15 protein-coding genes and 1 pseudogene are annotated in these 12,711 nt (G+C 61.4%); 5 read left to right on the top strand and 11 right to left on the bottom strand.

Going from position 1 to position 12,711, the window contains the following annotated elements; all coding sequences use genetic code 11:
• Positions 1–125: 125 nt before the first annotated feature.
• The 3 genes from JMN22_RS01025 to phoB all read right to left on the bottom strand — a co-directional run bounded on the left by JMN22_RS01025 (position 126) and on the right by phoB (position 3,645).
• Positions 126–1,466 carry a hemolysin family protein gene (locus tag JMN22_RS01025; protein ID WP_030138217.1) on the bottom strand — a complete coding sequence of 447 codons (1,341 nt, stop codon included), beginning with the start codon at positions 1,464–1,466 and terminating at the stop codon, positions 126–128.
• A gap of 122 nt (positions 1,467–1,588) precedes the next feature.
• The gene (gene phoR / locus JMN22_RS01030) at positions 1,589–2,875 is read right to left on the bottom strand and encodes a phosphate regulon sensor histidine kinase PhoR (RefSeq protein ID WP_206768472.1); all 1,287 of its coding nucleotides are present in this window, start codon (positions 2,873–2,875) and stop codon (positions 1,589–1,591) included.
• A gap of 80 nt (positions 2,876–2,955) precedes the next feature.
• Positions 2,956–3,645 (bottom strand): phosphate regulon transcriptional regulator PhoB, encoded by a 690-nt coding sequence (gene phoB, locus JMN22_RS01035; RefSeq protein ID WP_003177195.1) that lies wholly within the window; start codon positions 3,643–3,645, stop codon positions 2,956–2,958.
• A gap of 153 nt (positions 3,646–3,798) precedes the next feature.
• Here phoB and JMN22_RS01040 point away from each other — a divergent pair, with 153 nt between their 5' ends.
• The gene (locus JMN22_RS01040; protein WP_198796187.1) at positions 3,799–4,182 is read left to right on the top strand and encodes a COG4315 family predicted lipoprotein; all 384 of its coding nucleotides are present in this window, start codon (positions 3,799–3,801) and stop codon (positions 4,180–4,182) included.
• 177 nt (positions 4,183–4,359) lie between these two features.
• Here JMN22_RS01040 and ubiA read toward each other — a convergent pair whose 3' ends face one another.
• Positions 4,360–5,250, bottom strand: a complete 891-nt coding sequence (gene ubiA, locus JMN22_RS01045) for a 4-hydroxybenzoate octaprenyltransferase (RefSeq protein ID WP_198796188.1) — start codon at positions 5,248–5,250, stop codon at positions 4,360–4,362.
• Entirely contained in the window at positions 5,250–5,795 is a 546-nt protein-coding gene (locus tag JMN22_RS01050) for a chorismate--pyruvate lyase family protein (RefSeq protein ID WP_030138221.1), read from the bottom strand. Before JMN22_RS01050 ends, ubiA begins: the two co-directional genes overlap by 1 nt.
• Positions 5,796–5,988: 193 nt before the next feature.
• On the opposite strand from JMN22_RS01050, the gene JMN22_RS01055 reads away from it, so the two are divergent.
• From JMN22_RS01055 to JMN22_RS01065, 3 genes are all read left to right on the top strand, one after another.
• Positions 5,989–6,156: a rubredoxin gene (locus JMN22_RS01055; protein ID WP_030138222.1), complete on the top strand. Its 168-nt coding sequence runs from the start codon at positions 5,989–5,991 to the stop codon at positions 6,154–6,156.
• Between the two features lie 23 nt (positions 6,157–6,179).
• Positions 6,180–7,328 (top strand): NAD(P)/FAD-dependent oxidoreductase, encoded by a 1,149-nt coding sequence (locus tag JMN22_RS01060; RefSeq protein ID WP_198796189.1) that lies wholly within the window; start codon positions 6,180–6,182, stop codon positions 7,326–7,328.
• 191 nt (positions 7,329–7,519) lie between these two features.
• The gene (locus JMN22_RS01065) at positions 7,520–7,795 is read left to right on the top strand and encodes an HU family DNA-binding protein (RefSeq protein ID WP_003213368.1); all 276 of its coding nucleotides are present in this window, start codon (positions 7,520–7,522) and stop codon (positions 7,793–7,795) included.
• 135 nt (positions 7,796–7,930) lie between these two features.
• On the opposite strand, the gene JMN22_RS01070 is transcribed toward JMN22_RS01065, so the two are convergent.
• From JMN22_RS01070 to JMN22_RS01095, 6 genes and pseudogenes are all read right to left on the bottom strand, one after another.
• Positions 7,931–8,293 (bottom strand): DUF6124 family protein, encoded by a 363-nt coding sequence (locus JMN22_RS01070; RefSeq protein ID WP_198796190.1) that lies wholly within the window; start codon positions 8,291–8,293, stop codon positions 7,931–7,933.
• Positions 8,294–8,768: 475 nt separating this feature from the next.
• Positions 8,769–9,047 (bottom strand): antitoxin Xre/MbcA/ParS toxin-binding domain-containing protein, encoded by a 279-nt coding sequence (locus tag JMN22_RS01075; RefSeq protein WP_198796191.1) that lies wholly within the window; start codon positions 9,045–9,047, stop codon positions 8,769–8,771.
• Between the two features lies 1 nt (position 9,048).
• Positions 9,049–9,252, bottom strand: a complete 204-nt coding sequence (locus JMN22_RS01080; protein ID WP_258648538.1) for an RES family NAD+ phosphorylase — start codon at positions 9,250–9,252, stop codon at positions 9,049–9,051.
• Between the two features lie 41 nt (positions 9,253–9,293).
• Positions 9,294–9,587: pseudogene (locus JMN22_RS01085) on the bottom strand (hypothetical protein); the annotation flags it as partial.
• 12 nt (positions 9,588–9,599) lie between these two features.
• Positions 9,600–10,034: a DcrB-related protein gene (locus JMN22_RS01090; protein ID WP_198796192.1), complete on the bottom strand. Its 435-nt coding sequence runs from the start codon at positions 10,032–10,034 to the stop codon at positions 9,600–9,602.
• Between the two features lie 18 nt (positions 10,035–10,052).
• Positions 10,053–11,984 (bottom strand): type VI secretion system Vgr family protein, encoded by a 1,932-nt coding sequence (locus JMN22_RS01095; RefSeq protein ID WP_198796193.1) that lies wholly within the window; start codon positions 11,982–11,984, stop codon positions 10,053–10,055.
• A 248-nt stretch (positions 11,985–12,232) separates the two neighbouring features.
• Here JMN22_RS01095 and JMN22_RS01100 point away from each other — a divergent pair, with 248 nt between their 5' ends.
• Complete coding sequence (locus JMN22_RS01100; RefSeq protein ID WP_030138228.1) at positions 12,233–12,667, top strand: DUF1795 domain-containing protein; 435 nt, start codon at positions 12,233–12,235, stop codon at positions 12,665–12,667.
• The last annotated feature ends 44 nt before the right edge of the window (positions 12,668–12,711 follow it).

Genomic DNA, 12,711 nt, shown 5'->3' on the forward strand with positions numbered 1-12,711 from the left:
GCCCCAAAATCTGCCACCTCGGTGTGTCGGGAGGATTGTGCTCGATCTTATTGGGGTCGCTTCGCGACCCAGCGGGGATAAATCCCCTCGCCACAGGAGAGTGTCGCCGGAAAGCAGGTCGACCCTCAATCGAGCATCAACACCTTCGCCAGGATGATCTTCGGCCCTTTCATCTTCTTGATGATGATCCGCAGGCCTTCGACTTCCAGCACTTCTTCCTCTTCCGGCACCCGCTTGAGGGTTTCATAGACCAACCCGGCCAGGGTTTCCGCCTCGATGTGATCCAGGTCGATCCCCAGCAGGCGCTCGACCTTGAACAGCGGCGTATCACCGCGTACCAGCAGCTTGCCCGGCTGGTAGGCCAGGATGCCGCGTTCGGCCTTGCGGTGTTCGTCCTGGATATCGCCCACCAGCACTTCCAGCACGTCTTCCATGGTCAGGTAGCCGATGATGTTGCCGTCGGCTTCCTCGACCACGGCGAAGTGCGAGCCGCCCTTGCGGAACTGCTCCAGCAATTGCGACAACGGCATGTGCCGCGACACCCGTTCCAGCGGCCGGGTCAGTTCGGCCAGGTTGAACGACTCGGGAATGTGATCCAGGGCGGCCAGTTCCAGCAGCAGGTCCTTGATGTGCAGCAGGCCGACGAACTCCTGTCGCTCGCTGTCGTACACCGGGTAACGGCTGAACTTGTGGCGGCGGAACATCGCCAGGATTTCCTTGAGCGGCGCGTTGAATTCCAGCGTCACCAGGTCTTCCCGGGAGTTGGCCCAGTCCACCACTTCCAACTCGCCCATCTCCACGGCGGAGGCCAGCACGCGCATGCCTTGGTCGCTCGGGTCCTGGCCACGGCTGGAGTGCAGGATCAGCTTCAGTTCCTCGCGGCTGTAGTGGTGTTCATGATGCGGGCCGGGCTCGCCTTGGCCGGCAATACGCAAGATGGCGTTGGCGCTGGCGTTGAGCAGGTAGATCGCCGGGTACATCGCCCAGTAGAACAGGTACAGCGGCACGGCGGTCCACAGCGACAGCAGCTCGGGTTTGCGGATGGCCCAGGACTTGGGCGCCAGCTCACCGACCACGATGTGCAGGTACGAAATGATGAAGAACGCGGTGAAGAACGACACGCCCTTGATCACTTCCGGCGACTGGACGCCGACCGCGCCGAGCAACGGTTCGAGGATGTGGGCGAACGCCGGCTCACCGACCCAGCCCAGGCCCAGGGAAGCCAGGGTGATACCCAGTTGGCAGGCTGACAGGTAGGCGTCGAGCTGGCTGTGGACGGTGCGCAGGATATGTCCGCGCCAGCCGTTCTGCTCGGCGATGGCCTCGACCCGGGTCGAGCGCAGCTTGACCATGGCGAATTCCGCCGCAACGAAAAAACCGTTGAGCAGGACCAGGATCAGAGCAAAGAGAATCATGCCGAATTCGGCGAAGAGTGTAACGAGGGACAAGCCAGGGGAAGGGTCCATGATGGGGTTTTGCGGGTTCCGTATGTTCGTAGGGTTGGAAATCGGCGCCTGAAAAGGCAGGCACAAGTCAGCCAATGTAGCGGCTGACCGGTCGATTGCCTAGAGGGGACGGCCGGTCGGCATCACTCGTCGCGGCTTGAGCGTCGTCCGTGAACCACTTGGGCCGGGGCGAAATGGCAGGTAAACGTACTGCCGTGGCCGGGTACGCTGCTGATTTCCATGCGTCCGCGATGGCGTAGCAGAACGTGCTTGACGATGGCCAATCCCAAGCCGGTTCCGCCGGTGTTGGAGTTGCGGCTGGAGTCGACCCGGTAGAACCGTTCGGTCAAGCGCGGCAAGTGCTTGCTGTCGATGCCGATGCCGGAATCGCGCACGCTCAGGTGCGCGCCTTGCTCATCGCCCCACCAGCGAACATGGATCCGCCCTTGCTCCGGCGTGTACTTGACCGCGTTGAACACCAAATTGGAAAACGCGCTGCGCAGTTCCGCCTCGCTGCCCTTGAGTTGCACGGCAGGGTCGGCTTCAAGCGTGATCGCCTGCTGCTTGGGGCCGGACAGCTCCTGCGCATCTTCGGCGATGGTCTGCAGCAGCTCTTCGATGGGCACTGGCTGGTTGTCCGAGGGGTAGTCGGTGGCTTCCAGCTTGGCCAGCAACAGCAGGTCGTTGAGCAGGGTCTGCATGCGTCCGCTCTGCTGATGCATCTGCTGCAAGGCCCGGCTCCAACGGGGATTCACCTCCTCGACGTTGTCGAGCAGGGTTTCCAGATAGCCGCAGATTACCGTCAACGGCGTGCGCAATTCATGGGAAACGTTGGCGATGAAATCCTTGCGCATCTGTTCCAACTGATGGATGCGGGTCACGTCGCGCACCAGCATCAAGTGTTCATTGTTGCCGTAGCGCGTGATGTAGAGCTGGATGCGCAGCCGATCGTTGGTCGGCGAGGGGATTTCCAGGGGCTCGGCGTAATTGTCCTGCTCGAAATATTCCTTGAAGCGCGGGTGGCGCACCAGGTTGGTCACCGGTTGGCCGCTGTCCTGGGGCGTCTTGAGGCCCAGCAGGGTTTCGGCGGCGCGGTTCCACCATTCCAGGTTGCCTTCGCTGTCGAGCATGATCACCGCGTCTTTCAGCGCGGCGGTGGACTCCTGGACGCGGTCGATCACCGCTTGCAGGCGGCCCCGGACGCGCTGGTCGCGCCGTTGCAGGTGATAGATGCTGTCGAACACCTCGCCCCAAAGGCCATAGCCGTCGGGCGGGGCTTCGTCGGGTTGGTGCAGGCGCAGCCACTCGTGCAGGCGCAGCAACTGCTTGAGGGTCCAGGCCAGGTAGAGCCCAAGGCCCGCGGCCAGGCTCCAGCCGTAATACCCGGTGATCAGGCCGATCAACAGGCAACCGGTAACCAGCAACAACATGTGGCGAATCAGGGTGCCATGCCAGTTTTGATTCACGTGACGCGCGTCCTTGTCAGCTTGTCGGGCGGTAAGGGCTCGGATCAGGCCTTTGTCGAAAAACGATAACCGGTGCCGCGCACGGTTTGTACCAGATTCTCGTAGGCATCGCCGAGGGCTTTGCGCAGGCGGCGGATGTGTACGTCCACGGTGCGCTCCTCGACATACACATTGCCGCCCCAGACCTGGTCCAGCAGCTGCCCACGGGTGTAGGCGCGCTCCTGGTGGGTCATGAAAAACTGCAGCAGGCGGTATTCGGTCGGGCCCATCTCGGCAGGCTTGCCGTCGATGGTCACGCGGTGGCTGATCGGGTCGAGCAGCAGGCCGCCGACTTCGATGGGCGCTTCGCCATCGGTCGGCCCGGCGCGACGCAGCACGGCCTTCAGGCGCGCCACCAGTTCTCGTGGGGAAAACGGCTTGGTGATGTAGTCGTCGGCGCCGACTTCCAGGCCCTGGATCTTGTTGTCCTCTTCGCCCTTGGCGGTGAGCATGATGATCGGGATATCACCGGTCAGCTCATCGCGCTTGAGGCGCCGCGCCAGCTCGATGCCGGACGTGCCGGGCAGCATCCAGTCCAGCAGGATCAGGTCGGGCTTGCGGTCGACGATGATGGCGTGGGCCTGTTGGGAGTTCTCTGCTTCCATGCAGTCATAGCCGGCCATCTCCAACGCAACGGCGATCATCTCGCGGATGGGCGCCTCGTCGTCGACGATCAGAATGCTCCTGCCAACCATGGGGTAATCCTCTTGTCATTTAACTGTCTTGCGCCGCATTAGATAACGGAATTATTGCAGTCGTGTGACAGAAATTTCTGTGCGAGGCGGCAAAGGGGATCCTGGACTACGCTTTTCAGTCCGAATCCTGACAACTACAAAGGAAGGTTTCCTATGACGCGCATGACTGTTTCTTCGAAAACCCTGCTGATATCTGCTGCCCTGGCCCTGCCTGGATTTGCGATGGCTGCCGATCCTGCGATGGAGAAGGACGGCATGTTCACCGACCACAAGGGCATGACCCTTTACACCTTCGCCAAGGACTCCGCCGGCAAGTCGATGTGCAACGACAAGTGTGCGGCTAATTGGCCACCGTTGATGGCCAAGGCAGGTGCTAAATCCATGGGTGACTGGACCGTGATCAAGCGCGATGACGGCTCGATGCAGTGGGCCTATGAGGGCATGCCGCTGTACACCTTCGTGATGGACAAGAAGGCCGGAGACATGACCGGCGACGGCAAGATGGACGGTGCCTGGAAAGTTGCCAAGCCCGACTGACAGTTTTTCGCCAAAGTAGCGACAGATCATCTGTGGCGAGGGGATTTATCCCCGCTGGGTCGCGAAGCGGCCCCGGATCTGTCGCCTTGGTGTGTCAGGCGAAACTCATTGACTGTTTTGGGGTCGCTACGCAACCCAGCGGGGATAAATCCCCTCGCCACGGGGCCGCGTGGGGACTCAGCGCAATCCGTAATCCAGCACAATCCCCACGAAAATCGCCAAGCCGGCCCAGTGGTTGTGCAGGAACGCCTTGAAGCAGCGCATCCGATCCCGGTCGCGGGTGTACCAGAACTCCCAGGCGAAACACGCCGCAGCGGCCACCAGCCCCAGGTGGAACCAGCCGCCGAGCTTGAACTGAGCGCCAGCCAACAGCAGGCAAGCCAAGGCCAGGCCCTGCAACGTCAGGATGATCACCCGGTCGGCATCGCCGAACAGGATCGCCGTGGATTTCACGCCAATCTTCAGGTCATCGTCCCGGTCGGTCATCGCGTAGTAGGTGTCATAGCCCACCGTCCACAGCAGGTTGGCGATGTACAGCAGCCACGCAGCCGCCGGCAAATGACCGGTTTCGGCGGTAAACGCCATCGGCATGCCCCAGGAAAACGCCGCGCCCAGTACCACTTGCGGGTAATACGTGTAGCGCTTCATGAACGGGTAACTGAACGCCAGCGCCAGGCCGCCGAGGGACAGCAGGATCGTTGGCGCGTTGGTGCACAGCACCAGCAGGAAACTTACGCTCATCAACACCGCGAAGAACACCAGCGCCTCTTTCGAGCTGATCTTGCCACTGACCAAGGGGCGTTGCTCGGTGCGTTTGACATGACCGTCGACCTTGCGGTCGGCCCAGTCGTTGATCACGCAACCGCCGGCTCGGGTCAGCACCACGCCGAGCACGAAGATCACGATGTTGGTCGCGGATGGCGAACCTTCCCCGGCAATCCACAGCGCCCATAACGTCGGCCACAGCAGTAGATAAATACCGATGGGCTTGTCCATGCGCGTCAGTTGCACGAAGTCCCAGGCCCGAGGATTGAGGCGGTTCAAGGATTTGAGCAGTTGCGTGTACATCAGCAATTCTCCGAATAGGCGCGGGCGACCGTCCACAGGCGTGGCAGGAACACCTCTGCCACCAGCACGCTCAATGCGCCTCGATCGAAACGCGAACGACGACCCCACAGCGCGCTGGCGCGAACCTGCGGCGGCAGCCATTCGCTCGGGTAGTGGCAGACCTCGATCGCCCGGCGCTGGAACGCCTGGTCACAAAACAGCAGCTCGCCCAACGAGCGGCTGCCCAGTTCGTCCATCTGCAAGCCGTCGCCTTGCAATGCACTGCGGGCCGCCACGCTGCGGGCGAACACCCAAGGCTCGCCGTGGCCGCGCAAAAACACTTCGCGCACCCAACCCTCGCTGCCCTCGGCGAGGTCCAGCGCGGCACACTCATCGGCGCGCAAAGGCTGCCAGCCTTCGAACAGCGGCGTCACGCTGAAGTGATCGTTCGACAGGCCTGTCAGGCGCCGGGTCAGGGAGCCTTCGTCAAACAGCCAATCCATGACGCACGCATCCGGGCGGGGCGACAGCAGGTGTTGGGGCAGCCATTGAAGTGTAGGAAACATCGAATTTGTCGGCGGCACTGGGGTCTTGAATGGCAGCAAATGAGGTCGCGAGCTTACCATGCCGGTCGGCGATTTTGGCCGAGCCAACCCGCCGTCACGCCGATGCCGCTTGCATCTGTCGCGACCGATCAGTACAAAACGGCCCTGAGCCGGAAAATACCGGCCAAGCCTGACATCTCGAGGAAGTAGTGGAATGAAGAAGTGGCAATGTATCGTCTGTGGCCTGATCTACAACGAAGCTGATGGCTGGCCGGACGATGGCATCGCGCCCGGCACCCGTTGGGAAGATGTACCCGAAGACTGGCTGTGCCCGGACTGCGGCGTCGGCAAGATGGATTTCGAAATGATCGAAATCAACTGATCGTTTCATAAACGGAGAGCAACATGAGCGCACCTGTCGTTATCGTCGGTACGGGCCTGGCCGGCTACAACCTGGCCCGGGAATTTCGCAAGCTCGACAGCGAAACCCCGTTGCTGCTGATTACCGCGGACGATGGCCGCTCCTACTCCAAGCCGATGCTCTCCACGGGCTTTGGCAAGAACAAGGACGCCGATGGCCTGAGCATGGCCGAACCCGGCGCCATGGCCGAGCAACTGAACGCCGAGGTGCGCACCCACACGCGCATCAGCGGCATCGACCCGGGCCACAAGCGCCTGTGGATCGGCGAAGAGGCGGTGAGCTATCGCGACCTGATCCTGGCCTGGGGCGCTGAAACCGTACGTGTGCCGGTGCAGGGCGACGGGGCGGACCTGATCTTCCCCATTAATGACCTCGAAGACTACGCGCGCTTTCGTGCCGCCGCCGCTGGCAAGCGCCGGGTGCTGCTGCTCGGCGCCGGCCTGATCGGTTGCGAGTTCGCCAACGATCTGATCCTCGGCGGCTACGAGGTAGAACTGGTGGCCCCGTGCGAACAGGTCATGCCGACGCTGTTGCACCCGGCTGCCGCCGCCGCGGTACAGGCGGGGCTGGAAAGCCTCGGCGCACGTTTCCACCTGGGGCCGGTGCTCAATCGCCTGCAACGGGTGGCCGACGGCTTGGAAGCGCACCTGTCGGACGGCCAAGTGATCGCCTGCGACCTAGTGGTCTCGGCCATCGGTCTGCGCCCGCGCATTGACCTGGCCGCCGCGGCTGGCCTGGTGGTCAATCGCGGCGTGGTGGTCGATCGTCACCTGAAGACTTCTCACGCCAATATCTACGCCTTGGGCGACTGCGCCGAGGTCGATGGCTTGAACCTGCTCTACGTCATGCCGCTGATGAGCTGCGCCCGCGCCCTGGCGCAAACCCTGGCCGGCAACCCGACTGCGGTCAGCTACGGCGCCATGCCGATCACCGTAAAAACCCCGGTGTGTCCACTGGTGGTTTCACCACCGCCACGGGGCAGCGAAGGCGTGTGGAGCGTCGAAGGGCAGGGCGCCGACATCAAGGCTCTGTGTCGCGATGCCCAAGGCAACCTGCTGGGCTATGCCCTGACCGGCGCCGCGGTGATGGAGAAACTGGCGCTGAACAAGCAGCTTCCAGCGCTGCTGGCGTAAATGCCGGTCGTTCTGTCGTAAATACCCTGCTTTTGACCCCACAAACACCCGCCGGCCACTGGCGCCGGTTGCGGCCCCGTGCCATCCTCACTCCCGTCTGCCGCAGAGTAGAGCCTGCGGCGCCTTAGGGGTTGTTCCGAAGAGAACAGCACGGACATAACAACAAAAAAACCGTCAAAGGGGCTTCATTCATGCGTAAACCAGAACTCGCCGCCGCCATCGCGGAAAAAGCAGACCTCACCAAAGAACAAGCCAACCGCGTCCTCAACGCCGTCCTCGAAGAAATCACCGGCGCCCTGCACCGCAAGGACAGTGTCACCCTGGTCGGCTTCGGCACCTTCCTGCAACGCCACCGCGGCGCCCGCACCGGCAAGAACCCACAGACCGGCGAGCCGGTGAAGATCAAGGCCAGCAACACCGTTGCATTCAAACCGGGCAAATCCTTGAAGGACAGCGTCAACCCGTAATTGCAGCGAGTACCTCGGTCGAGGGAAGGAAGCGGCAACAAAAAAGGCATACCGAGGGTGATCGGCATGCCTTTTTTTGTGGCTGTTAGATAGCAACCATCTGTTAATCCACCACAGTGGGTTGCGGTGTGGCGGCTAGCGGGGATCGACGTTATCCAGCGCCCGATTCGCCAGCAACGAACCCAGCTCGATCAATTGCTGGATCCCGAGGAGGACGTGGCGGTTGGAGCCCTCCATATCGAAAGCCAGTTCATTGACCATCGCATCGGCTGAGGCCAGGGTTTCGCTGAGGTTGGCCAGCAGGCATTCGTTGTCGAGGTCTTTCACGACGGTGAATAGCTGGCCGGGCTTGATGGTTTCTTTAGGTCTTGTTGGTTTGGGCTTTAGATAAAAGTCCAATGCGCGGGTAGCGGCTTCTTCGAGTTGCTTGGCGTTCAGGCCGTCCAGATAAGGAGAGTTGGGGTCTGCTTCTGGAGGGTTTGGCGTTATCTTGAACATCGTTGCGTTACCTTTGATTAGGCTGCAACCATCTCGCTACTAAACGAATGGAGGCAGCTGTGCGCAAGTTAGTAGACCGGTAAAGGCAACGGAACCCGGCGCGCCCGAGGGCGCCTCGCGCACAGCCACCATCGAGTGCAGGCAATGCCTGACTGATGAGACTCATGCAGCCGTTGCTATTACCGAGCTACTAAACCCGACCACTGATGGGCAGTGGCAGGCAAACGATAGAGCCCGGGGGCAAGGCGCACAAGCCGGCGGATTCTGGCGTAGTTGTAGGCAAAGGCGCAAGGATGTGTGGCTTGGTGGAAGGCTAAGGGGCAGCGAATAAACACCCCCGCCGAATTCACCCAAAAACCCGTGGCGAGGGAGCTTGCTCCCGCTCGGTTGCGCAGCAACCGCAATCGGTTGATGCGATATTTCTGTAGGAAAACTTGCCTTTCAGGGGCCGCCGCCGAGCTCGTCCGCCATTCGACTACGGCATGCTCATCAGCGTCATTCTCAGCCGCTTGATCAGTTTCGGGGTCTTGAGGCAATCGGCCGGGCGTTTGTCGCCCAGGGCGGGCACGGACCGTTCCAGCCACTGCAGCGCTCTCTCGCGTCCCATTTTTCCGCAGAGCACAACGGCCATGTCCAGATGGTCATCCATGGCCTTGGCCAGTTCCCGGGCGTCATCGTTGAGGTAATCCTCTTCGTACACTTGCACGAAATTCTGCCAATCGGCATCACCGACGTATTCGTCTTCCAAGCCCATTCTAAAAACCTTCGAAAGAGATCAAGTTGCTGCCGGTCGGGTTTCGGGCCGACGGCGCCAGGATCCCATCATAGCCGTTGGCCTTGGCCCAGGCGCCGATCTGATGGGTCTGGGTGTATTTGTTGCCGGTGATGCTTTTGAGGGATACACCCAGTTGCTTGCGCACATCGGCCCGGGTCAGGTCCAGGACGTTATTGAGTTGCACTTTTTTGCTCACTAGCACCCGCGTGGACAGGTCGACGCCCCCGTGGGCGGGAAAAGAGCATTGCCAATGCCCTCGCATATATTGCTCAACCCCTTGTCAGCCCCGGTCTTGCTCATGGCGAGGCCGACCACGGCGCCCACCACCGCGCCGAGCAGGAAGCCACCCAAGCCGCCGGTTGCAACAGTAATACCCGTGGCCGCCACCACGGCAGCCGTCGCCACCGCGGTGATCGCAATGTTCGCGGCCACTTCCAGGACGCCGCCGAGGATATCGGCCATCATCGAGGTGTGGTTCAGCGCGTCGCCTAGCCGGGCGGCCCAGAGTGCATCAGACATGCAATGTGCTCATCAAGCCGGGACGTCGAATACCAGCGAGCCCTTGATCGTCGCCCAATGCGCCGATTCGGCATCGCCCAGCTTCTCGGCTTTCACATAACTCAAGGCAAGCATCTTGCGCGTGCCCGGCAATACCAGCGCCAATTGGTACTGGAAGACTTTTTCGTTGCCCTTGTTGAACTGGCTGCGCAGCTCGATGGCTTCGACTTCCTGGTTGGCGCCCACGCGCAGGGTGGCGCCCGGTTGGCAGCGCAAGTCCTGGACTTGTTTTTCCAGGCGCTTGAGCTGGTCGTCGAGGTTGCTTTGCAGGGTTTCGCCCTCGGCCAGCAGGCTGCGGCTGACGATCAGGGAGGTGCCCAGCTCGGGAAACTTGAGGATGTTGATCGAGGCGTCGAGCAACTCGCTGGGCGGCAGTTGAAGCTGGAATTCGTTGAGGCGGTAAGTCATGGCGCATAAATCTCGAAATTAGCCCTTGGGGAACGCGGCGCTGATGTTGGCGTCGATACTGCCCTTGACGCCTTGGCCGTCCGGCGTGGCACCGGGGCCGCCGCCATTGTTCAGGTGCAGCACGCCGCCGGTGTTGAACTCGGCGTCGCCGCTGGCATAGAAGCTGATCTGCACGCCGGTCAGGTTGATCTGGCCGCTGGCGTTGAGCTCCAGGATGCTTTCACCGCACACCAGGCGCAGGTTCTCGCCCACTTCGATGACGTAGCTCTGGCTGATGCTGTCAGTCTTGCGCTGGCCCACCGAGAGGATGTCCTCCTGCTTGACGATGCGCAGGCGGTTGTTGCCGATGGTCACGGTTTCGTTGTGGCCGATGCTCTTGTTGCGGTCGTGGCCCACCGAATGGCTCTCGTCCACCTCGACCACGATGTCCTGATTGCGCTCGGCATGGATGTACAGTTGCTCGGCGCCTTTTTTGTCTTCCATGCGGATTTCGTTGAAGTTTGCCGGCGTGCCGCCCTTGCTCGAACGGCTTTTCATGCCGCTCTGGGTCGCGTTCTCGGGCAGATCGTAGGGCACGGTCTGCTCGGCGTTGTACACGCGACCGGTGATGATCGGCCTATCGGGATCACCTTCAAGGAAGCTGACAATCACTTCCTGGCCGATGCGCGGAATCTGCATCGAGCCCCAGTTCTTGCCAGCCCAGGATTGCGACACCCGAATCCAGCACGAGCTGTTCTCGTTGGATTGGTCGTGACGGTCCCAATAGAAATGCACCTTCACCCGGCCGAACTGGTCGGTCCAGATTTCCTCGCCCTTGGGCCCGACCACCAATGCGGTTTGCGGGCCCTTGACGATGGGGCGGTGGGTGATCGCCATCGGGCGAAAGCTCTGCTGGGCGTCGATGCAGGTCAGGCTGCTTTCGAATTGCGCCGAAGGCGCGCCGACGCCGCTTTCACCGCTTTCCTGGGAGAGGTAATAACGCGCGCCGACAATCAGGTATTCGCGGTTCTGGTCCTGGCGCGTGAAGCCAGTGAGGCTGAACAGATGCCCCGAGCCCAGGCCCCGGGCGTTGCCCGCCAGCTCGACTTGCTCATGCAGGGTCTGCAAGGCTTCGATGCGAGTGCGCGCATAGTGTTCGCCGTCTTCGCTCTGCACGTAGGTGCCCGGGTAGTCGAACAGCGGATAGTCGCCAGCGGCGTGCGGCCGGGGCATGGCCGAGCGCACGTCGATGCGTGCGCTGGGGCGCTGGAAATCATAGTCGTTAAGTTCCAGCGAACCCGGCTGGACTTCCTGCGCCAGGTGCCAGTCGTGGATGTGGTCGCGTTCGCGCTGCTGCTCGTTCTTCGGGTAATAAGGCACCGATCCGTAGCCGGGCGCGGCGGTGTGGGCGCCGTAGGCGTCGGCCAGCACCAGTACGTGGCGGCCCTGCTCATGGCGGAAGAAGTAATAGATGCCTTCCTGTTCCATCAGACGGCTGACGAAGTCGAAGCTGGTCTCGCGGTACTGGACGCAGTATTCCCACTCGCGATAGGGCCGGCTGAGGGCGTCTTCGAAATCGGAAAAACCCAGGTCGCGGAACACTTGCTTGATGATCTGCGGGATGGTCAGGTTCTGGAAAATCCGGCAGTCCGAGGTGCGCGTCAGCAGCCACAGCCACGGGCGCAAGGTGGCTTGATAACTGGCGAACTGGCCCTGGTCGACGTTCTGGCTGAAGCGCGCGACGATGCCGTGGAAATGCCGCTCGCCACCGCCATCGAGTTGCAGGCTCACGCACATCGGCTTGCCGAGTACCTGGTTGAGGTCGATGGCGTTGTCCAGCGAATGCAGCTGCAACTCATAGTTGAACAGCCGCCCCAGCTCTTCGCCGCCGCCCATATCCTTGAGCAACAGCACCTCGGGACCCAGGGGGCTGGTGATCTTGGCCAGGCGGGAGGCTTGATTCAATAGCATGGGTCGTCCTTATCGCTGCCGCAGTCCTTTGGATGCTGCGCAAGATTGCCGGCTTTCGAGGCTGAAGATCAAGCGATCGCGCCCTTCGACAGCCCGTGCACAGGCAGGTAATCACCGGAGAAGTGACGCTGATCGCATAATGTAGTTTGTTACGCGGGGCAGAGGAACCCGGTTCTTGATTGTTGCCAGGCATTACTTGAATATCTGCTCCTTCGCGCGTCACCTCACGTCCATGGAAAGCGATTACTGTGACTTCCTACCGCATTCAAGAAGCCGATCTCGACATCCCCGATGCCTGGCAAGACCAGAGCATCAATATTTTCAAGCTGCCGGCTATCGGTCCTGCCAAAGAAGCCAGTTTTGTGATCAGCCGCGACGCCAGCCAGGGCGACGCGCCCTTTGCCGAGTACGTGGATCGCCAACTCAAGAGCGCGGAGCAGCAATTGCCGGGTTTCAAGCTGGTCCAGCGCTGGGACACGGTGTTGCAGGGGCTCACGACCACGTTGCTCGATTACACCTGGCAACGCGAGGGGCGCGACCTGATGCTGCGCCAGGTGTTCATCGAGCGTAAGCCGGCGGTGCTGATCACCACCTTGACCACGACCCCGAACGACTTCCCTTATCACGAGCCGGCCTGGAAGCTTGCGATGCATTCGTTCAAGCCACAGCCTCCGATTGCTTGAGCATCGATACGACCCACTGAGCACTCAGTCACATCAGTAAGGTA

This window comes from Pseudomonas sp. HB05 (assembly GCF_016756915.1).
GTDB classification, from domain to species: Bacteria; Pseudomonadota; Gammaproteobacteria; order Pseudomonadales; family Pseudomonadaceae; genus Aquipseudomonas; species Aquipseudomonas alvandae.

What these genes read in the sequence shown, in the direction of transcription:
- JMN22_RS01050 (WP_030138221.1), bottom strand. Translation starts at nt 5,795, where the DNA reads ATGTTTCCTACACTTCAATGGCTGCCCCAACACCTGCTGTCGCCCCGC.
- JMN22_RS01055 (WP_030138222.1), top strand. Translation starts at nt 5,989, where the DNA reads ATGAAGAAGTGGCAATGTATCGTCTGTGGCCTGATCTACAACGAAGCT.
- JMN22_RS01025 (WP_030138217.1), bottom strand. Translation starts at nt 1,466, where the DNA reads ATGGACCCTTCCCCTGGCTTGTCCCTCGTTACACTCTTCGCCGAATTC.
- JMN22_RS01090 (WP_198796192.1), bottom strand. Translation starts at nt 10,034, where the DNA reads ATGACTTACCGCCTCAACGAATTCCAGCTTCAACTGCCGCCCAGCGAG.
- JMN22_RS01070 (WP_198796190.1), bottom strand. Translation starts at nt 8,293, where the DNA reads ATGTTCAAGATAACGCCAAACCCTCCAGAAGCAGACCCCAACTCTCCT.
- JMN22_RS01040 (WP_198796187.1), top strand. Translation starts at nt 3,799, where the DNA reads ATGACGCGCATGACTGTTTCTTCGAAAACCCTGCTGATATCTGCTGCC.
- JMN22_RS01060 (WP_198796189.1), top strand. Translation starts at nt 6,180, where the DNA reads ATGAGCGCACCTGTCGTTATCGTCGGTACGGGCCTGGCCGGCTACAAC.
- JMN22_RS01065 (WP_003213368.1), top strand. Translation starts at nt 7,520, where the DNA reads ATGCGTAAACCAGAACTCGCCGCCGCCATCGCGGAAAAAGCAGACCTC.
- JMN22_RS01075 (WP_198796191.1), bottom strand. Translation starts at nt 9,047, where the DNA reads ATGGGCTTGGAAGACGAATACGTCGGTGATGCCGATTGGCAGAATTTC.
- phoR (WP_206768472.1), bottom strand. Translation starts at nt 2,875, where the DNA reads ATGTTGTTGCTGGTTACCGGTTGCCTGTTGATCGGCCTGATCACCGGG.
- JMN22_RS01095 (WP_198796193.1), bottom strand. Translation starts at nt 11,984, where the DNA reads ATGCTATTGAATCAAGCCTCCCGCCTGGCCAAGATCACCAGCCCCCTG.
- phoB (WP_003177195.1), bottom strand. Translation starts at nt 3,645, where the DNA reads ATGGTTGGCAGGAGCATTCTGATCGTCGACGACGAGGCGCCCATCCGC.
- ubiA (WP_198796188.1), bottom strand. Translation starts at nt 5,250, where the DNA reads ATGTACACGCAACTGCTCAAATCCTTGAACCGCCTCAATCCTCGGGCC.